Source organism: Lelliottia sp. JS-SCA-14 (genome assembly GCF_035593345.1).
GTDB lineage: Bacteria > Pseudomonadota > Gammaproteobacteria > Enterobacterales > Enterobacteriaceae > Enterobacter > Enterobacter wanjuensis.
The window spans coordinates 4,391,143-4,409,819 of sequence record NZ_CP141606.1; the positions used below are offsets into that span (position 1 = coordinate 4,391,143).

General features: G+C 51.4%; 26 protein-coding genes, 1 tRNA gene and 1 rRNA gene. 6 read left to right on the forward strand and 22 right to left on the reverse strand.

Annotated features, from left to right (window positions below; all coding sequences use genetic code 11):
• Window positions 1–111 precede the first annotated feature (111 nt).
• Together U9O48_RS20460 and U9O48_RS20465 are read right to left on the reverse strand one after the other, a co-directional pair.
• Window positions 112–187: transfer RNA gene (locus U9O48_RS20460), tRNA-Glu, on the reverse strand.
• A gap of 85 nt (window positions 188–272) precedes the next feature.
• A 16S ribosomal RNA gene (locus U9O48_RS20465) occupies window positions 273–1,812 on the reverse strand.
• Window positions 1,813–2,286: 474 nt separating this feature from the next.
• Between U9O48_RS20465 and U9O48_RS20470 the strand changes: the two genes are divergently transcribed.
• On the forward strand, window positions 2,287–2,841 hold the full coding sequence (locus U9O48_RS20470) for a gamma carbonic anhydrase family protein (protein ID WP_324723101.1): 555 nt from the start codon (window positions 2,287–2,289) through the stop codon (window positions 2,839–2,841).
• Here U9O48_RS20470 and U9O48_RS20475 read toward each other — a convergent pair.
• From U9O48_RS20475 to dprA, 6 genes are read right to left on the reverse strand one after another with little or no spacing between them, the layout of a single operon-like run.
• Complete coding sequence (locus U9O48_RS20475; protein WP_324723102.1) at window positions 2,817–3,065, reverse strand: DUF1488 domain-containing protein; 249 nt, start codon at window positions 3,063–3,065, stop codon at window positions 2,817–2,819. The genes U9O48_RS20470 and U9O48_RS20475 overlap by 25 nt on opposite strands.
• Complete coding sequence (gene aroE, locus U9O48_RS20480; protein WP_324724420.1) at window positions 3,062–3,880, reverse strand: shikimate dehydrogenase; 819 nt, start codon at window positions 3,878–3,880, stop codon at window positions 3,062–3,064. Before aroE ends, U9O48_RS20475 begins: the two co-directional genes overlap by 4 nt.
• Window positions 3,881–3,884: 4 nt before the next feature.
• Window positions 3,885–4,430, reverse strand: coding sequence for an L-threonylcarbamoyladenylate synthase type 1 TsaC (tsaC, locus tag U9O48_RS20485; protein WP_285148695.1), 546 nt, complete (start codon window positions 4,428–4,430; stop codon window positions 3,885–3,887).
• Window positions 4,431–4,461: 31 nt separating this feature from the next.
• Window positions 4,462–5,004 carry a type I DNA topoisomerase gene (locus U9O48_RS20490; protein ID WP_324723103.1) on the reverse strand — a complete coding sequence of 181 codons (543 nt, stop codon included), beginning with the start codon at window positions 5,002–5,004 and terminating at the stop codon, window positions 4,462–4,464.
• Between the two features lie 27 nt (window positions 5,005–5,031).
• Window positions 5,032–5,505 (reverse strand): DUF494 family protein Smg, encoded by a 474-nt coding sequence (gene smg, locus U9O48_RS20495; RefSeq protein ID WP_095283654.1) that lies wholly within the window; start codon window positions 5,503–5,505, stop codon window positions 5,032–5,034.
• Window positions 5,477–6,601: a DNA-protecting protein DprA gene (gene dprA, locus U9O48_RS20500; RefSeq protein WP_324723104.1), complete on the reverse strand. Its 1,125-nt coding sequence runs from the start codon at window positions 6,599–6,601 to the stop codon at window positions 5,477–5,479. The genes smg and dprA overlap by 29 nt, the downstream gene beginning before the upstream one ends.
• A 128-nt stretch (window positions 6,602–6,729) precedes the next feature.
• Between dprA and def the strand changes: the two genes are divergently transcribed.
• From def to mscL, 5 genes are all read left to right on the forward strand, one after another.
• Window positions 6,730–7,239, forward strand: a complete 510-nt coding sequence (gene def / locus U9O48_RS20505; protein WP_282491547.1) for a peptide deformylase — start codon at window positions 6,730–6,732, stop codon at window positions 7,237–7,239.
• A gap of 24 nt (window positions 7,240–7,263) precedes the next feature.
• On the forward strand, window positions 7,264–8,211 hold the full coding sequence (gene fmt / locus U9O48_RS20510) for a methionyl-tRNA formyltransferase (RefSeq protein WP_285148656.1): 948 nt from the start codon (window positions 7,264–7,266) through the stop codon (window positions 8,209–8,211).
• Between the two features lie 52 nt (window positions 8,212–8,263).
• Complete coding sequence (rsmB, locus tag U9O48_RS20515; RefSeq protein ID WP_324723105.1) at window positions 8,264–9,550, forward strand: 16S rRNA (cytosine(967)-C(5))-methyltransferase RsmB; 1,287 nt, start codon at window positions 8,264–8,266, stop codon at window positions 9,548–9,550.
• Window positions 9,551–9,572: 22 nt separating this feature from the next.
• Window positions 9,573–10,949 carry a Trk system potassium transporter TrkA gene (gene trkA / locus U9O48_RS20520; protein WP_095283659.1) on the forward strand — a complete coding sequence of 459 codons (1,377 nt, stop codon included), beginning with the start codon at window positions 9,573–9,575 and terminating at the stop codon, window positions 10,947–10,949.
• 146 nt (window positions 10,950–11,095) lie between these two features.
• Window positions 11,096–11,509 (forward strand): large-conductance mechanosensitive channel protein MscL, encoded by a 414-nt coding sequence (mscL, locus tag U9O48_RS20525; protein ID WP_282491544.1) that lies wholly within the window; start codon window positions 11,096–11,098, stop codon window positions 11,507–11,509.
• Here mscL and arfA read toward each other — a convergent pair whose 3' ends face one another.
• The 14 genes from arfA to rplR all read right to left on the reverse strand — a co-directional run bounded on the left by arfA (window position 11,510) and on the right by rplR (window position 18,673).
• Complete coding sequence (gene arfA / locus U9O48_RS20530) at window positions 11,510–11,725, reverse strand: alternative ribosome-rescue factor ArfA (RefSeq protein WP_282491543.1); 216 nt, start codon at window positions 11,723–11,725, stop codon at window positions 11,510–11,512.
• A gap of 57 nt (window positions 11,726–11,782) precedes the next feature.
• Window positions 11,783–12,208, reverse strand: coding sequence for a Zn(2+)-responsive transcriptional regulator (gene zntR / locus U9O48_RS20535; RefSeq protein WP_282491542.1), 426 nt, complete (start codon window positions 12,206–12,208; stop codon window positions 11,783–11,785).
• A gap of 3 nt (window positions 12,209–12,211) precedes the next feature.
• Entirely contained in the window at window positions 12,212–12,580 is a 369-nt protein-coding gene (locus tag U9O48_RS20540; protein ID WP_324723106.1) for a DUF1992 domain-containing protein, read from the reverse strand.
• Between the two features lie 107 nt (window positions 12,581–12,687).
• The gene (rplQ, locus tag U9O48_RS20545) at window positions 12,688–13,074 is read right to left on the reverse strand and encodes a 50S ribosomal protein L17 (protein ID WP_001216372.1); all 387 of its coding nucleotides are present in this window, start codon (window positions 13,072–13,074) and stop codon (window positions 12,688–12,690) included.
• Between the two features lie 40 nt (window positions 13,075–13,114).
• Entirely contained in the window at window positions 13,115–14,104 is a 990-nt protein-coding gene (locus tag U9O48_RS20550; protein ID WP_002919219.1) for a DNA-directed RNA polymerase subunit alpha, read from the reverse strand.
• A gap of 25 nt (window positions 14,105–14,129) precedes the next feature.
• Window positions 14,130–14,750 carry a 30S ribosomal protein S4 gene (gene rpsD, locus U9O48_RS20555; protein ID WP_100778652.1) on the reverse strand — a complete coding sequence of 207 codons (621 nt, stop codon included), beginning with the start codon at window positions 14,748–14,750 and terminating at the stop codon, window positions 14,130–14,132.
• Between the two features lie 34 nt (window positions 14,751–14,784).
• The gene (gene rpsK, locus U9O48_RS20560) at window positions 14,785–15,174 is read right to left on the reverse strand and encodes a 30S ribosomal protein S11 (protein ID WP_003031137.1); all 390 of its coding nucleotides are present in this window, start codon (window positions 15,172–15,174) and stop codon (window positions 14,785–14,787) included.
• Window positions 15,175–15,190: 16 nt separating this feature from the next.
• A complete protein-coding gene (gene rpsM / locus U9O48_RS20565) occupies window positions 15,191–15,547 on the reverse strand; it encodes a 30S ribosomal protein S13 (RefSeq protein WP_003031135.1) in 357 nt (118 codons plus the stop codon).
• Window positions 15,548–15,693: 146 nt separating this feature from the next.
• On the reverse strand, window positions 15,694–15,810 hold the full coding sequence (gene rpmJ / locus U9O48_RS20570) for a 50S ribosomal protein L36 (RefSeq protein WP_000868187.1): 117 nt from the start codon (window positions 15,808–15,810) through the stop codon (window positions 15,694–15,696).
• A gap of 31 nt (window positions 15,811–15,841) precedes the next feature.
• Window positions 15,842–17,173, reverse strand: a complete 1,332-nt coding sequence (gene secY / locus U9O48_RS20575) for a preprotein translocase subunit SecY (RefSeq protein WP_095283665.1) — start codon at window positions 17,171–17,173, stop codon at window positions 15,842–15,844.
• Window positions 17,174–17,180: 7 nt separating this feature from the next.
• Window positions 17,181–17,615 carry a 50S ribosomal protein L15 gene (gene rplO, locus U9O48_RS20580; protein WP_095283666.1) on the reverse strand — a complete coding sequence of 145 codons (435 nt, stop codon included), beginning with the start codon at window positions 17,613–17,615 and terminating at the stop codon, window positions 17,181–17,183.
• Window positions 17,616–17,618: 3 nt separating this feature from the next.
• A complete protein-coding gene (rpmD, locus tag U9O48_RS20585; protein WP_003863301.1) occupies window positions 17,619–17,798 on the reverse strand; it encodes a 50S ribosomal protein L30 in 180 nt (59 codons plus the stop codon).
• Between the two features lie 6 nt (window positions 17,799–17,804).
• Complete coding sequence (gene rpsE, locus U9O48_RS20590; RefSeq protein ID WP_002438697.1) at window positions 17,805–18,305, reverse strand: 30S ribosomal protein S5; 501 nt, start codon at window positions 18,303–18,305, stop codon at window positions 17,805–17,807.
• Between the two features lie 14 nt (window positions 18,306–18,319).
• Window positions 18,320–18,673, reverse strand: a complete 354-nt coding sequence (gene rplR / locus U9O48_RS20595; protein ID WP_015960708.1) for a 50S ribosomal protein L18 — start codon at window positions 18,671–18,673, stop codon at window positions 18,320–18,322.
• Window positions 18,674–18,677 lie beyond the last annotated feature (4 nt).

Here is an 18,677-nt window from a genome sequence, read left to right on the forward strand (position 1 = left end):
GTTTCAATTTTCAGCTTGATCCAGATTTTTAAAGAGCAAATATCTCAAACATGACTCGGAAGTCAGTTTTGAGATATTAAGGCAGGTGACTTTCACTCACAAACCAGCAAGTGGCGTCCCCTAGGGGATTCGAACCCCTGTTACCGCCGTGAAAGGGCGGTGTCCTGGGCCTCTAGACGAAGGGGACGTGTAAGTCTCAATCGCAAGACGCCTTGCTATTTACTTTTCATCAGACAATCTGTGTGAGCACTACAAAGGCAGGTTCTTTCAGGTAAGGAGGTGATCCAACCGCAGGTTCCCCTACGGTTACCTTGTTACGACTTCACCCCAGTCATGAATCACAAAGTGGTAAGCGCCCTCCCGAAGGTTAAGCTACCTACTTCTTTTGCAACCCACTCCCATGGTGTGACGGGCGGTGTGTACAAGGCCCGGGAACGTATTCACCGTAGCATTCTGATCTACGATTACTAGCGATTCCGACTTCATGGAGTCGAGTTGCAGACTCCAATCCGGACTACGACGCACTTTATGAGGTCCGCTTGCTCTCGCGAGGTCGCTTCTCTTTGTATGCGCCATTGTAGCACGTGTGTAGCCCTACTCGTAAGGGCCATGATGACTTGACGTCATCCCCACCTTCCTCCAGTTTATCACTGGCAGTCTCCTTTGAGTTCCCGGCCGAACCGCTGGCAACAAAGGATAAGGGTTGCGCTCGTTGCGGGACTTAACCCAACATTTCACAACACGAGCTGACGACAGCCATGCAGCACCTGTCTCAGAGTTCCCGAAGGCACCAAAGCATCTCTGCTAAGTTCTCTGGATGTCAAGAGTAGGTAAGGTTCTTCGCGTTGCATCGAATTAAACCACATGCTCCACCGCTTGTGCGGGCCCCCGTCAATTCATTTGAGTTTTAACCTTGCGGCCGTACTCCCCAGGCGGTCGACTTAACGCGTTAGCTCCGGAAGCCACTCCTCAAGGGAACAACCTCCAAGTCGACATCGTTTACGGCGTGGACTACCAGGGTATCTAATCCTGTTTGCTCCCCACGCTTTCGCACCTGAGCGTCAGTCTTTGTCCAGGGGGCCGCCTTCGCCACCGGTATTCCTCCAGATCTCTACGCATTTCACCGCTACACCTGGAATTCTACCCCCCTCTACAAGACTCTAGCCTGCCAGTTTCGAATGCAGTTCCCAGGTTGAGCCCGGGGATTTCACATCCGACTTGACAGACCGCCTGCGTGCGCTTTACGCCCAGTAATTCCGATTAACGCTTGCACCCTCCGTATTACCGCGGCTGCTGGCACGGAGTTAGCCGGTGCTTCTTCTGCGAGTAACGTCAATCACTGTGGTTATTAACCACAATGCCTTCCTCCTCGCTGAAAGTACTTTACAACCCGAAGGCCTTCTTCATACACGCGGCATGGCTGCATCAGGCTTGCGCCCATTGTGCAATATTCCCCACTGCTGCCTCCCGTAGGAGTCTGGACCGTGTCTCAGTTCCAGTGTGGCTGGTCATCCTCTCAGACCAGCTAGGGATCGTCGCCTAGGTGAGCCATTACCCCACCTACTAGCTAATCCCATCTGGGCACATCTGATGGCAAGAGGCCCGAAGGTCCCCCTCTTTGGTCTTGCGACGTTATGCGGTATTAGCTACCGTTTCCAGTAGTTATCCCCCTCCATCAGGCAGTTTCCCAGACATTACTCACCCGTCCGCCGCTCGTCACCCGAGAGCAAGCTCTCTGTGCTACCGCTCGACTTGCATGTGTTAGGCCTGCCGCCAGCGTTCAATCTGAGCCATGATCAAACTCTTCAATTTAAGTTTGATGCTCGTGAATTAAACTTCGTAATGAATTACGTATGTTCACTCAGAGACTTTGGTATTCATTTAGCGTCTTGCGACGTTTAGAATCCATGTCACTTTGAGTGCCCACACAGATTGTCTGATAAATTGTTAAAGAGCAGTGCAACGCGGCTTTCGCTCACCGTTGCGAGGTGGCGTATATTACGCTTTCCTCTTTCAGAGTCAACCCTGAATGTCAGGATTTTTTCTCTTCAACCGACCCGGTGGTTAGTGTGAAGTGATTCACATCTGCCGTGTCGATGGAGGCGCATTATAGGGATCCCAGTTTTTAGCACAAGCGTTTTTTAGATCTTTTTTCCTGACTGCTGCTTTTCCACTCTTATCGACGAGATCCTGCCCGATCTGCTTAAAAATTGACGCATTTAACCCCTGCTGGTGCGGCATAATAGGATCTATGTCTTCTGTATAAGCTCACCAGTCGAGGTTGATATGTCCGCAGTACTCCGTCCTTATAAAGATCTGTTCCCGAAAATCGGGGCTCGCGTCATGATCGATGCCAGCAGCGTGGTCATTGGTGATGTCAGAATGGGTGATGATGTCAGTATCTGGCCGCTGGTCGCGATCCGAGGTGATGTGAATTACGTGGCAATCGGTGCACGCACCAATATTCAGGATGGAAGCGTTCTACATGTGACCCATAAATCGAGTTACAACCCTGAAGGCAATCCCCTTATTATTGGAGAAGATGTCACCGTCGGCCATAAAGTGATGTTACACGGCTGCACGATTGGCAACCGCGTCCTTGTGGGGATGGGTTCTATTCTACTGGACGGGGTAATAGTAGAAGACGACGTGATGATCGGCGCAGGTAGCCTGGTCCCGCAAAACAAACGTCTGGAAAGTGGCTTTCTCTATTTAGGTAGTCCGGTAAAACAGATCCGCCCTTTGAAAGAGGCGGAGATCGAAGGACTGAAATACTCCGCAAATAATTACGTCAAATGGAAAGACGACTATCTGGCTCAGGAAAACCACACCCAGCCTTGATCGTCTTCCTGTTCATTACGGATCATATCGCTGGCTTCTTCTTCCAGATCCCAGCGATGATCCCTGAACACATCCAGAGGGATCGTCCCGCCAAACCGTTTAAGTAATAACTCGCCCGTAATAGCACAGGTCAATTGCGCGCCGTTAACTAATACCGGAAAACAGACCGCCTGTTTGCCCTCATCCCACACTTCCCTGTCGGGAAACTGAATCGCCTGATTCATGCCAGCAATTCCTGTTTCAGCTTTTCAATCACCAGTTCGACTTCAGGTAATACGCCATGCCAGAGCAAGACCGCATGTGCTGCCTGCCCCACCAGCATTCCTAGACCGTCAGCCAGATGTTTTGCGCCACGATCTTCACACCAGTTCAGAAAAGGGGTTTTCCCCTTTTGATAGAACATGTCGTAGGCATAAATGTGCGGACTCACTATAGAAGAAGGGATCGCGGGCACTTCACCACCGATACCGCTGGAGGTGGCATTAATAATAAGATCGAACTCATGTCCGTCCAGATCATCCATTGCTACAGCACTCACGCTGCCCGTATGGGCAAATAGCCTGGCCAGATCTTGTGCGCGGGAAAACGTGCGATTCGTGATCGTGACGGCACAATCCAGAGAGAGGAGCGGCAACAACACACCGCGAGAGGCCCCACCCGCGCCTATCAGCAAAATACGAAATCCCTTCTTAATAAAAGAGAGCCTTTCGAGATCGCTTAACAAGCCAATGCCATCGGTGTTGTCACCCAGCAAGCGCCCGTCTTCCAGACGTTTGAGCGTGTTCACCGCCCCCGCAAGAGATGCTCGCTCAGTGAGTTCATCCGCTCGGGCAAAGGCTTCTTCTTTAAAGGGGACGGTGACATTTGCCCCTCTCCCGCCGCCGTTAAAAAAGGCATCCAGCGTCGGAAGAAAGTCATCGACTGGCGCCAGAACGCGGCCATAAGGGTGATCAATTTGCAGCTGCTGCGCAAATTGCTGATGTATGAACGGCGACTTACTGTGAGCAATTGGGTTACCGAATACGGCGAACTTATCCATCATATTACCCCTGGCGAAAGCGCTCGCCGGTCAATGCATCACGGATTTCAGACGGATTCAGACGGCCACCGGTTTCACCGATCACCACCGGGAAATCATCACCAAACTGGGCCAGCACCTCTTGCGATGTACGGCAAGGTGGCAGTCCAGTCAGATTAGCACTGGTCGAAACCAGCGGTTTACCGAAAGTCTGGCAGAGTTCAACCACCAGCGGATGATCGGTAACACGCACAGCAAGAGAATCAAAGCGCCCCGTCAGCCAACTCGGTGTCGTAGGCTGCGCCGGGAAAACAAAGGTGACCGGACCTGGCCATGCCGCGGAAATGGTCTCGCGCTGCGCCTGATTCAGCATCGAATCATCAATATACGGCTTGAGCTGCTCGAAGCTGGCAGCAATTAAAATCAGTCCTTTCTCGACCGGTCTTTGCTTTAATTCTAATAAACGAGTGACGGCCGTTTCGCTGTCAGGATCGCATCCAACCCCAAACACAGCTTCCGTTGGATAGGCGATGACTTCTTCGTTTCTCAGGACTTCCAGTGCACGGGCCATGGAGTCCGATGTTAATTTATTCTTCACAGGTTTAATCCGCCGAGACCGGCTTTCCACATTGTTTACTGGCACAGAAGAGTTTAACGCCCTGTGCCGTTTTCTTCTCGATGAGCAGGGGATAATCGCAGTGAGGGCAAATCCCCGCCACCGGCTTGAGATTGATAACGAACTGGCATTCAGGATAGCGATCGCAGGAATGGAAGGTTTTACCGAAGCGGGAACGACGCTGGACCAGCTGTCCTTGTTGACACTGAGGGCAAGCAATCGCGGTTTCGTCGGGTTTATCAATCTGCTCTGTATGGCTGCATTCAGGATAGTGGCTACAGCCGATGAACATGCCAAAGCGCCCCTGTCGTAGAGCCAAAGCAGCGCCACAGACCGGGCACATTTGTCCCTCCAGAATTTTAACGATATGTCCGTCCGCCTGACTCTTCAGGGGACGGACATAATCACATTCTGGATAGTGTGAACAACCGAGAAACGGACCGTGTTTCCCGGACCGGATGACAAGCTTAGCCCCACACTGTGGGCAGGGCTCGTTATTAGACACCGTAAACAGTGCTGATTTGGCCATAACAACTCTTGGAGCTACATTGATGGATTAATGCAGCATACCTTCATTCACTTCAAAGAGTAATTCTTCCATTTGCTGATAGGCATTTTCGCAGCCTGGAATATTAAACAGAACCATCAGGATCACCCACTTGAGGTCTTCCAGTTCAAATTCTGCCGTATCCAGCGCCATGACGCGCTCTATCACCATTTCTCGGGTATCGAGGTTTAGCACCTGAATCTGTTCCAGGAATAAAATAAATCCCCGGCAACTGGCATCCAGCCTTTCACACTCTTCAGCCGTAAAAATACGCACAGACAGAGGATCGGAAGCGAGCTGCATGGGTTCGACAAGGCCTTCCTGATAATCAGCCAGCTTTTCTAACCACATTAACGCGTTATAGATATCTTCCCGTTCAAATCCTGCATCGGTAAGATCTCGCGTCAGTCGGTCCTGATCCACGCGCATTTCAGCTTCGTTATGGATGTAAGTCTCAAACAAATACATCAGTACGTCGAACATGGCTTGCCCTCCTCAATCGGACATAGCCGCCGGGTACAGCTGCGATCCATCCTGCTAACTCCAGTTCGAGTAGCTGTGCTACCGTCACAGGCACAGATTGGCCGGCACGTTCAGCGACAACGTCAACAGGTGTTACCTCATCTCCTACGTTAGCCAGGAGCTCAGGAAATGGCAATGCCACCTCCTCCTGATCTGATGAATAAAGTGATTTTTCAGGCTCATCTGGTAACCAATGCAGCCCATATCGCAAATTTTCCAGGATCTCCTCCGGGCTGGTCACTGGCGTTGCTCCTTGCTTAATGAGCCAGTGCGGCCCTTCACAACCCGGGTTGCCAATGGGGCCGGGCAAAGCGAAGACTTCTCGACCTTGTTCCATCGCGCATCGGGCCGTAACGAGCGATCCGCTACGTAATGCCGCTTCGACAACCAGTACGCCCAGGCTCAGTCCGCTGATAATACGGTTGCGTCGCGGGAAATTAGCGGGAAAGGGTGAAGTGGCGAGGGAAAACTCAGAAACGACAGCTCCCCCGGCGTCAATAATGCTCGCAGCCAGAGCGGCGTGGCGGCGGGGATAAATGCTAAACAGGCCATTGCCAAGAACGGCAATGCTTTTCCCCACAGCCGTGAGCGCTGCGCGATGAGCCACGCCATCAATTCCGCACGCCAGTCCGCTGGTGATGGTGAATCCCGATTTGGCGAGATGCTCACAAAAAATCCTGCCCCACCGCTCTCCGTACCATGAGGGAGCCCGGCTTCCAACTACCGCCAGTTGAACGCTGTCGAGAACCTCGATATTGCCCTTCACGAATAGCGCGCCAGGATAATCAGGCAGAGTTCGTAATTGTGGCGGGTAGCGTGGATTATCCGCAGATAGGAGGTAGTGCCCTGGCTGCTCAAGCCATTCCAGAGAACGTTCGAGTTCCGCCGCCTTAAAGTTCATGAATTTGGCAGCCCGTTTGGGTGTCAGGCCAACCTCTGCCAGAGCAGCGGCATCAATTTCTGCGCTTTGCAATAAACGCTGTGCAGCCATCAACATGGCATCGCCACACAAATCCCCGATGTTAATCAGCCGTAACCATATCTCTGTGGAAGTCATCCTTTTCCCCTGCCATAAGCAGCCTCAGCAATCTTTGCGATTGGTCAGCGATGCTGTCAATCAGAGGGGGATTTGTCTAGAATAGAGGTAATGATCTTTTCAACTCCTGAACACGGCTCTGGAAATTTATGGCAGTTTTGCAAGTGTTACATATCCCGGACGAGCGCCTTCGCATTGTTGCTGAACCGGTAAAAGAAGTGAATGCAGAAATTCAACGTATCGTTGATGATATGTTCGATACGATGTACGCCGAAGAAGGCATTGGCCTTGCGGCGACGCAGGTGAATATCCATAAACGCATTATCGTGATCGATGTTTCTGAGAATCGCGAAGAGCGCCTGGTACTGATTAACCCGGAACTGCTCGAGAAGAGCGGCGAGACCGGCATCGAAGAAGGTTGTCTGTCCATTCCTGAACAGCGCGCCTTAGTGCCGCGTGCAGAAAAAGTGAAAATCCGCGCGCTCGATCGCGAGGGTAAACCGTTTGAACTGGAAGCAGACGATCTGCTGGCGATCTGCATTCAGCACGAGATGGATCATCTGGTCGGTAAACTGTTTATCGATTATCTCTCTCCGCTGAAACAGCAGCGTATTCGTCAGAAAGTAGAGAAACTGGATCGTATGCGCACCCGCGCATAACATCCCCCGGATACAAGGAATAACGTGTCTAAAAATCTACGTATTATCTTCGCGGGAACTCCTGACTTCGCAGCGCGTCATCTTGACGCGCTGTTATCATCTGGCCACCAGGTTGTTGGGGTGTTCACTCAGCCCGACCGCCCTGCTGGCCGCGGCAAGAAACTCATGCCGAGCCCGGTCAAAGTCCTGGCGGAAGAGCATGGTTTGCCCGTTTTCCAGCCCGTCTCTTTACGCCCTCAGGAAAATCAGCAGCTGGTCGCAGACCTGAATGCCGATGTGATGGTGGTCGTGGCATATGGTTTGATTCTGCCAAAAGCGGTTCTCGATATGCCTCGCCTAGGCTGCATCAACGTGCATGGTTCTCTTCTTCCACGCTGGCGCGGCGCGGCGCCTATTCAGCGTTCGCTCTGGGCGGGTGACAGCGAAACCGGCGTCACCATCATGCAGATGGACGTCGGGCTGGATACGGGAGATATGCTGTATAAGCTGGCATGCCCGATCGCTGCGGAAGATACCAGCGCCACGCTCTACGACAAACTGGCAGACCTGGGCCCGCAGGGGCTCATTGAGACTTTGCAGCAGCTTGCCGATGGCAAAACTCAGCCTGAAGTGCAGGATGAAAGCCTCGTGACTTATGCTGAAAAGCTCAGTAAAGAAGAGGCGCAAATCGACTGGTCACTTTCCGCTGCCCAGCTAGAGCGCTGCATTCGCGCCTTTAATCCCTGGCCGATGAGCTGGATGACTATTGACGATCAGCCGGTGAAAATCTGGAAAGCGTCGGTGATTGATGGCAAATCTCACGCAGAGCCGGGCACCATCATTGACGCGAATAAACAGGGAATTCAGGTAGCTACGACTGATGGCATTCTGAATCTGGAGTCGCTACAGCCTGCCGGTAAGAAGGCAATGAGCGCGCAGGACCTGCTGAATTCCCGTCGCGAATGGTTTACGCCGGGCAAGCATCTCGGCTGAGTGCATTTAATCCTAAGGCCCGGAGTTTCCGGGCATTTTTATTTTAGCGGTTATGAAAAAACAAAATCTTCGCAGCATGGCTGCACAGGCCATTGAGAAAGTGGTCGAACAGGGTCAATCCCTGAGCAATATCCTTCCACCGCTTCAGCAGAAAGTTTCTGATAAAGACAAAGCCCTGCTTCAGGAGTTGTGCTTTGGCGTGCTGCGTACGCTCTCGCAGCAAGAGTGGCTGATCAACAAGCTGATGTCCCGCCCAATGACGGGCAAGCAGCGCACCATCCATTATTTGATCATGGTCGGCTTCTACCAGCTGCTCCATACGCGCATTCCGCCTCATGCCGCGCTGGCTGAAACCGTTGAAGGTGCGGTCGCAATCAAACGTCCGCAGTTGAAAGGCTTGATCAATGGCGTATTGCGTCAGTTCCAGCGTCAGCAGGAAGAACTGGTTGCCGAGTTCAGCCAGTCCGAGCAGCGTTTTCTCCATCCTGAATGGCTGCTTAAGCGCCTGAAAAAAGCCTATCCGCAGCAGTGGGAATCCATTGTTGAAGCCAATAATCAGCGTCCACCAATGTGGCTGCGTGTTAACCGTATCCACCATACCCGAGATGAATGGCTGGCACTGCTGGAACAGGCAGACATGAATGGTTTTACTCATGACGCCTATCCCGACGCGGTACGTCTGGCTTCCCCTGCCCCGGTGCAGGCGTTACCTGGCTTTGACCAGGGCTGGGTGACCGTTCAGGACGCTTCAGCGCAGGGATGTATCACTTATCTGGCGCCACAAAATGGCGAGCGCATCCTGGATCTTTGTGCCGCTCCTGGTGGTAAAACCACGCATATCCTTGAAGCTGCGCCGCAGGCCAGCGTTCTGGCTGTCGATGTGGACGAGCAACGACTCTCCCGCGTTTACGACAACCTGAAACGCTTGGGTCTTAAAGCTCAGGTTAAACAGGGTGATGGGCGTACGCCTTCAGAGTGGTGCGGCGACGAGAAATTTGATCGCATACTGTTGGATGCACCTTGCTCCGCAACGGGTGTGATTCGTCGTCATCCGGATATCAAATGGCTGCGTCGGGATCGTGATATCAACGAGCTGGCCCAACTGCAGAGTGAGATTCTTGATGCCGTCTGGCCGCATCTGAAATCTGGCGGAACCCTGGTCTACGCAACGTGCTCCGTTCTTCCGGAAGAGAATTCCCAGCAGATTGCGGCATTCCTGAAACGAACTTCTGACGCCGCGTTACACACGACAGGCACAGCCGATAATCCTGGCATCCAAAACCTGCCGGGAGCGGAAGAAGGTGATGGCTTCTTTTACGCTAAGCTAATCAAAGCGTGATGTTGAAAACGGGTCGCAAGCTATGAAGATAATCATTCTGGGTGCAGGACAGGTCGGCGGAACGCTGGCCGAAAACCTGGTGGGCGAAAACAACGACATCACGATCGTTGATACCAATGGCGATCGTCTGCGCGGTTTGCAGGATAAGTTCGATCTGCGTGTGGTTCAGGGTCACGGCTCGCATCCGCGCGTCCTTCGTGAGGCGGGAGCCGACGATGCTGACATGCTGGTTGCCGTAACCAGTTCAGATGAAACAAATATGGTGGCCTGCCAGGTCGCCTATTCGTTATTCAACACCCCAAACCGCATTGCGCGTATTCGCTCGCCGGATTACGTGCGTGATGCAGAAAAGCTCTTCAATTCCGAAGCGGTGCCCATTGATCATCTCATCGCCCCGGAACAGCTGGTGATCGACAGTATTTATCGTCTGATTGAGTACCCTGGCGCACTGCAGGTGGTGAATTTTGCCGAAGGGAAAGTCAGCCTCGCCGTGGTGAAAGCCTATTATGGCGGCCCGTTGATTGGTAATGCGTTATCCACTATGCGCGAGCACATGCCACATATCGATACCCGCGTGGCAGCGATATTCCGCCATGACCGTCCTATTCGTCCGCAGGGCTCGACCATTGTTGAGGCAGGCGATGAGGTGTTCTTTATTGCCGCGTCACAGCATATTCGTGCGGTCATGAGCGAACTTCAGCGCCTGGAAAAACCCTATAAGCGCATTATGCTGGTTGGCGGCGGGAATATCGGCGCTGGCCTGGCGCATCGTCTGGAAAAAGATTACAGCGTGAAGTTGATCGAACGCGATCAGCAGCGCGCCGCAGAGCTGGCAGAAAAATTACAGAATACGATCGTATTCTACGGCGATGCCTCGGATCAGGAATTGCTGGCAGAAGAACATATCGATCAAGTTGATCTGTTTATTGCCGTCACCAACGACGATGAAGCGAATATCATGTCGGCCATGCTGGCAAAACGCATGGGCGCTAAAAAAGTCATGGTACTTATTCAGCGCAAGGCCTACGTCGATCTTGTGCAAGGTAGCGTGATTGATATTGCGATTTCACCGCAGCAGGCCACTATTTCAGCGCTGCTTAGCCATGTCCGTAAAGCTGATATTGTGGGTGTATCCTCTCTGCGCCGTGGTGTTGCTGAGGCAATTGAAGCCGTAGCGCATGGGGATGAAACGACCTCACGCGTGGTGGGCCGCTCAATTGATGAAATAAAACTTCCTCCGGGTACAATTATCGGCGCCGTGGTGCGCGGGAATGATGTCATGATCGCCAATGATAATTTGCGCATCGAACAGGGTGACCACGTCATTATGTTCCTGACAGATAAAAAGTTTATTACCGACGTCGAACGTTTGTTCCAGCCAAGTCCTTTCTTCCTGTAATGGCTAAAGGTGCTCAATTGGGCACCTTTTTCTATTAACCCTCTATTTTATAATGCTTAGGTTTTCATAACGATTATTTATCCTCAATGGAAATTAGCTAATGATTTGTTAAACTTAGGATCGTTAGCTGGCTCAAGGAGAATAAAATGAGTGTTATTAAAGAATTTCGCGAATTTGCAATGCGCGGGAATGTAGTGGATTTGGCAGTGGGTGTCATTATCGGTGCGGCATTCGGTAAGATTGTTTCGTCTTTGGTTGCCGATATCATTATGCCACCGCTAGGACTGTTAATTGGGGGAGTCGATTTCAAACAATTTGCCGTCACTCTCAGGGATGCTCAGGGCGATATCCCTGCTGTTGTGATGCACTATGGCGTATTTATTCAGAACATTTTTGACTTTTTGATCGTGGCCTTCGCTATCTTTATGGCGATTAAACTCATCAACAAACTCAACCGTAAAAAAGAAGAGCCTGCGGCTGCGCCACCGGCACCGACCAAAGAAGAAGTACTGCTGACTGAAATTCGCGACCTGTTAAAAGAGCAGAACAGTCGCCCTTAATCAGGCCCATAAAGCCAGAAGGCCAGTGGTAAAAAAGTGAATCACTTTCTTGCCACTGGCCTCCCAGTTACCCCGCTTGCCGTGTTTCCCTTTGCGAAGATAACTTCCTTTCCCTTTTTTATTCTTTTCGACGCGCTGCCGAAACAGTGGATCGTGTAACAACGCCTCAATCGCATTGTCATTAATTTGCCCCTTCGTATGCTGATAGCGGCTCATAAATCCTCCAGATTGTGAGTAAAATCGGCGCGAGTGTAGATCCACGCGTACTAAAAATCAACAGCCGCGCTGTATTCCGCTGGCCCCCTGCTCGAGAGTCTCAAGGATCGAACAGTAAATGCTACTGTGGGCGGTACCGCAACAGGCGTCATTCAGGCGTTGCAGCGAGCGCTGCATGGTTTGCAGCTCTTCTATACGCGCTTCCACCTCAGTCAGCCTGGCCTGAACAATGCTTTTCGACTCCTGGCAGGTGTGATGCTCGGGATCAATACGGATCGAAAGCAATTCCCGGATCGACTCGAGCGTAAAACCAAGTTGCCGTGCATAGCGAATAAACTTAAGTCGCTGAAGGTCCTTTTCCGTATAGAGACGAAAACCACCCTCTGTGCGCACTTCATGCTCCATCATCTGCTGCTTTTCATAATAGCGGATGGTGTCTGGCGTAACGTCTGCAAGCTTTGCGAGTTCCCCGATGCGATACATGAGCTAGTCCTCTTTGGGTGCCCTGAACAAACGATCCGAATAATCACCATGTAGAAAATCTGTATTGACCCCGGCTTGCTGCAATTTTAGCTCGACCAGCGTCAACCGACGACGTATTTCCTGTGCTTCGGGAGCATCAGGTTTAATGCTGTTAAGCAAATCGGCCAGAGCGAGTGCATCCTTACGATTTTCCAGCTCCGGTGGAAGGCAACCTGCATTTTTTAACAACCGGTAGGCCGAACGTAATTCCGCAGGGACAAAAGTATCGTCATCAAGCGTCAGCGGTTGGCCGGTACCTGGAAGATCGCTAAATTCGCCATTGCGCTGGGCATCCAGGATATGACGTTCTGCCCATTGATCAAGCAGCCACATCGTAAAACCCCGAAGATATGAAGAGTGGATTCAGACAGTGTAGAGAAGGGATGATTCAGTGGATATAAAAAAACCCGCCGAAGCGGGTTCTTTTACGTTACTACAGATTACTCTGCAGCAGCTTCTGCTTTCGATTCAGAACGATCAACCAGCTCGATGTAAGCCATCGGAGCGTTATCGCCTGCACGGAAGCCACACTTCAGAATACGAGTGTAACCACCTGCACGGCTCGCGAAACGCGGGCCCAGTTCGTTAAACAGTTTTGCCACGATCTCGTTATCACGAGTACGGGCGAATGCCAGACGACGATTAGCAACGCTGTCAGTCTTGGCAAGAGTAATCAGCGGCTCAACTACGCGACGCAGCTCTTTCGCTTTAGGCAGGGTCGTCTTGATGATCTCATGACGAACCAGTGAACCTGCCATGTTGCGGAACATAGCCTGGCGATGGCTGCTGTTACGGTTCAGTTGACGACCACTCTTACGATGGCGCATGACCTTATCCTTCTCAGTAAAACCTTAACCTGTGATCCGGTTACTCGTCAGCAATGCTTGCCGGTGGCCAGTTTTCCAGGCGCATGCCCAGAGACAGACCACGTGAAGCCAGCACGTCTTTAATCTCAGTAAGAGATTTTTTACCCAGGTTAGGCGTTTTCAGCAACTCAACCTCGGTACGCTGTACCAGATCACCGATATAGTGGATAGCTTCTGCCTTGAGGCAGTTAGCAGAGCGGACAGTCAATTCCAGATCGTCAACAGGGCGCAGCAGGATCGGATCGAATTCTGGTTTCTCTTCTTTCACTTCCGGCTGACGAACATCACGTAAGTCAACGAAAGCTTCAAGTTGTTCTGCCAGGATGGTCGCCGCACGACGAATCGCCTCTTCAGGATCGATTGTGCCGTTGGTTTCCATTTCGATGACCAGCTTGTCCAGGTCGGTACGCTGTTCTACACGCGCTGCTTCAACATTGTAGGCAATACGCTCTACAGGGCTGTAGCATGCGTCGACCAGCAGACGGCCGATTGGGCGCTCATCTTCTTCCGAATGAATTCGGGCAGAAGCCGGCACATAACCACGACCGCGCTGAACTTTGATACGCATGCTGATAGCTGCGTTCTCATCGGTCAGGTGGCAGATCACGTGCTGCGGCTTGACGATTTCGACATCACCATCATGGGTAATGTCGGCTGCAGTCACAGGGCCAATGCCAGATTTATTCAGAGTAAGAATAACTTCATCTTTACCCTGAACTCTCACCGCCAGCCCTTTCAGGTTGAGCAGGATTTCAAGGATATCTTCCTGAACGCCTTCTTTGGTGCTGTACTCATGAAGTACACCATCAATCTCAACTTCGGTCACCGCGCAACCCGGCATCGATGAGAGCAGAATACGGCGCAGTGCGTTACCCAGAGTATGGCCAAAGCCACGCTCTAAAGGCTCAAGGGTCACCTTGGCGTGCGTCGAACTCACTTGCTCGATATCTACCAGGCGCGGTTTTAGAAACTCTGTCACAGAACCCTGCATTGTGTCCTCTCTTTGGTACTAAGCTTTACTTGGAGTAAAGCTCGACGATCAGGTGTTCGTTAATGTCCGCAGACAGATCAGAACGTTCTGGCTGACGCTTGAACGTGCCTTCCATCTTGCCAGCATCAACTTCCAGCCAGGTTGGCTTTTCACGCTGCTCAGCCAGCTCCAGAGCGGCTTTCACGCGAGATTGCGTTTTCGCTTTCTCACGAATGCTAACAACGTCGTTCGCTTTAACCTGATAAGAAGCGATGTTAACAACACGACCGTTTACCATGATTGCTTTATGGCTAACCAGTTGGCGTGATTCAGCACGAGTAGCGCCGAAGCCCATACGGTAAACAACGTTGTCCAGACGGCCTTCCAGCAGAGCTAACAGGTTTTCACCGGTGTTGCCTTTCAGACGTGCTGCTTCTTTATAGTAGTTACGGAACTGACGCTCCAGCACACCGTAGGTACGGCGAACTTTTTGCTTTTCACGCAACTGCACACCATAGTCAGACAGACGCGGTTTACGCGCACCGTGCTGGCCAGGAGCTTGTTCAATTTTACACTTGGTATCGATCGCGCGAACGCCAGACTTAAGGAATAAGTCGGTGCCCTCACGACGGCTCAGCTTGAGCTTAGGACCCAAATATCTTGCCATTTTCTATCTCCAACAATCCTAGAAAACGTAAGCGTTATACGCGACGTTTTTTCGGCGGACGACAACCGTTATGAGGGATCGGAGTCACATCAGTAATATTAGTGATGCGGAAACCAGCGGCGTTCAGAGCACGAACAGTTGATTCGCGACCCGGACCCGGACCTTTAACCATAACTTCCAGATTCTTGATGCCGTATTCTTTTACGGCTTCTGCACAACGCTCTGCTGCAACCTGGGCTGCGAACGGAGTCGATTTGCGAGAACCACGGAAACCGGAACCACCGGCTGTTGCCCAACCCAATGCGTTACCCTGACGATCAGTAATAGTAACGATGGTGTTGTTAAAAGAAGCATGGATATGAGCCACGCCGTCAGAGACTTGTTTTCTTACACGTTTACGTGCACGAATTGGTGCCTTTGCCATTATTCAATCACCCCGATTATTTCTTGATCGGTTTGCGCGGACCCTTACGGGTACGTGCGTTGGTCTTGGTACGCTGACCGCGAACCGGGAGACCACGACGATGACGCAAACCGCGATAGCAACCAAGGTCCATAAGGCGCTTGATGCTCATGCTAACTTCACGGCGCAGATCACCTTCAACGACAAATTTGGCAACTTCGTCACGCAGCGTGTCGATTTGTTCTTCAGACAGCTCACTGATCTTAACATCTTCAGCGATACCCGCTGCAGCCAGAATGGCTTTGGAACGGGTCTTGCCGACGCCATAGATCGAAGTTAATGCGATCACAGCATGTTTCTGATCAGGAATGTTAATGCCTGCTATACGGGCCACTATGCACTCCTACTATTTAATATGTACGCACCATGCTGAAAAGCCCGTTTTCAGGATACTCAAATGGAAACGTACAGACATACAAAAGATTGGCTGGCTAATCTAGCCAGCTCAACCCAACTTTGCAAGAAAAAAATGCGAAATAATCAGCCTTGACGCTGTTTATGTTTCGGCTCGGCACTGCAAATCACGCGGATGACGCCATCACGCTTAACGATTTTGCAGTTACGGCATAATTTCTTGACGGAAGCACGAACTTTCATTTTTACTCTCCGTAACTTCTCGGGCGACCAATTAACGGCCGTAGCCTTTCAGGTTCGCCTTCTTCAAGGCAGACTCATACTGACTGGACATCATCAGAGTTTGCACTTGAGCCATAAAGTCCATAATCACGACGACAACGATAAGCAGTGAGGTCCCACCGAAGTAGAACGGTACTTTCATTGCATCACGCATGAACTCCGGGATCAGGCAGATAAAAGTAATGTACAACGCACCAATCAAAGTCAGACGAGTCATTACTTTATCGATATACTTCGCCGTTTGCTCTCCCGGACGAATTCCTGGTACAAATGCACCGGACTTCTTCAGGTTATCTGCTGTTTCACGCGGGTTGAAAACCAACGCCGTGTAGAAGAAACAGAAGAATATGATTGCAGACGCATAGAGTAACACATAAAGCGGTTGCCCAGGCTGCAAATACAGCGAAATTGTTGTCAGCCAGTTCCAACCGGTTCCGCCCCCGAACCATGACGCGATGGTTGCTGGGAACAGAATGATACTGGAAGCGAAGATTGCTGGGATAACCCCGGCCATATTCACTTTCAGCGGTAAATGTGTGCTCTGTGCAGCATAGACACGACGACCTTGCTGACGTTTCGCGTAGTTCACCACAATGCGGCGTTGACCACGTTCAACAAAGACAACAAAGAAGGTCACGGCAAATACTAATACTGCAACCAATAGCAACAGGAGGAAGTGCAGGTCGCCTTGACGCGCTTGCTCGATCGTATGGGCAATGGCTGGCGGGAGTCCCGCAACGATACCGGCGAAGATAATGATTGAGATACCGTTGCCGATACCTCGCTCAGTAATCTGTTCGCCGAGCCACATCAGGAACATAGTCCCTGTGACCAGACTTACAACAGCGGTGAAATAGAATGCAAAGCCCGGGTTAATAACCAGGCCCTGCATACCAGGCATATTCGGTAAACCGGTAGCAATACCGATTGACTGGAATATTGCCAGCACCAGAGTGCCGTAACGGGTGTACTGGCTGATCTTACGACGACCAGACTCCCCTTCTTTCTTCAACTCTGCCAGGGCCGGATGAACGACCGTCAGCAGCTGGATAATAATCGATGCCGAAATGTACGGCATGATACCCAGTGCAAAGATAGAAGCACGGCTGAGAGCACCACCAGAGAACATGTTAAACATCTCAATGATGGTGCCTCGCTGTTGCTCAAGCAGTTTGGCAAGTACAGCGGCATCGATACCAGGGATCGGAATAAAAGAGCCAATACGGAAAACGATCAGCGCACCAACAACAAACAAAAGTCTGCGTTTCAGTTCGCCAAATCCACCCTTGGCACTTTGAAAATCTAATCCCGGTTGCTTAGCCATCTGCTACTTATTCCTCAATTTTACCGCCAGCAGCTTCGATAGCAGCACGAGCGCCTTTAGAAACACGCAGGCCACGAACAGTTACCGGAGTAGAAACTTCACCAGCCAGGATCACTTTCGCGAACTCGATCTGGATACCGATAATGTTTGCTGCTTTCAGCGTGTTCAGGTCTACAACGCCGCCTTCAACTTTCGCCAGGTCAGACAGACGGATTTCCGCTGTAATCGCTGATTTGCGAGAGGTGAAACCGAATTTCGGCAGACGACGGTACAGTGGCATCTGGCCACCCTCGAAACCGCGGCGTACGCCACCGCCAGAACGAGAGTTCTGACCTTTGTGACCACGACCACCGGTTTTACCGAGGCCAGAACCGATACCACGACCAAGGCGTTTACCCGCCTTTTTAGAGCCTTCGGCTGGAGACAGAGTATTTAAACGCATCTCTTACTCCTCAACTTTAACCATGAAGTAAACCGCGTTGACCATACCACGTACAGCGGGAGTATCCTCACGCTCAACGGTATGACCAATACGACGCAGACCCAGGCCAAGCAGCGTTGCCTTGTGTTTCGGCAGACGACCGATTGCACTGCGGGTTTGAGTGATTTTAATAGTCTTTGCCATGGTCAATTACCCCAGAATTTCTTCAACGGATTTACCACGCTTGGCAGCGACCATTTCTGGAGAATTCATATTTTCCAGGCCATCAATAGTTGCACGAACCACGTTAATCGGGTTGGTGGAACCATATGCTTTAGCCAGAACGTTATGAACTCCAGCAACTTCGAGAACGGCGCGCATTGCACCACCGGCAATGATACCGGTACCTTCTGAAGCTGGCTGCATGAAGACACGAGAACCCGTGTGAACACCTTTAACAGGGTGTTGCAGGGTGCCGTGGTTCAGCGCGACGTTAATCATATTGCGACGGGCTTTTTCCATCGCTTTCTGGATCGCTGCTGGAACTTCACGCGCTTTACCGTAACCAAAACCAACGCGACCGTTACCATCGCCAACAACAGTCAGAGCTGTGAAGGAGAAAATACGACCACCTTTAACGGTTTTAGATACGCGGTTAACCGCGATCAGCTTTTCCTGCAGTTCGCCAGCTTGTTTTTCGATGTGAGCCATCTTACACCTCTACCTTAGAACTGAAGGCCAGCTTCACGGGCAGCATCTGCCAGTGCCTGGACACGACCATGATATTGGAACCCGGAACGGTCAAAGGACACAACTTTGATGCCTTTTTCCAGAGCGCGTTCAGCAACAGCTTTACCTACAGCTGCAGCAGCGTCTTTGTTACCGGTGTACTTCAATTGTTCTGTAATAGCTTTTTCTACAGTAGAAGCAGCTACCAGAACTTCAGAACCGTTTGGTGCAATGACCTGTGCGTAAATATGACGCGGGGTACGATGTACCACCAGGCGAGTTGCACCCAGCTCTTTGAGCTTGCGGCGTGCGCGGGTCGCACGACGGATACGAGCAGATTTCTTATCCATAGTG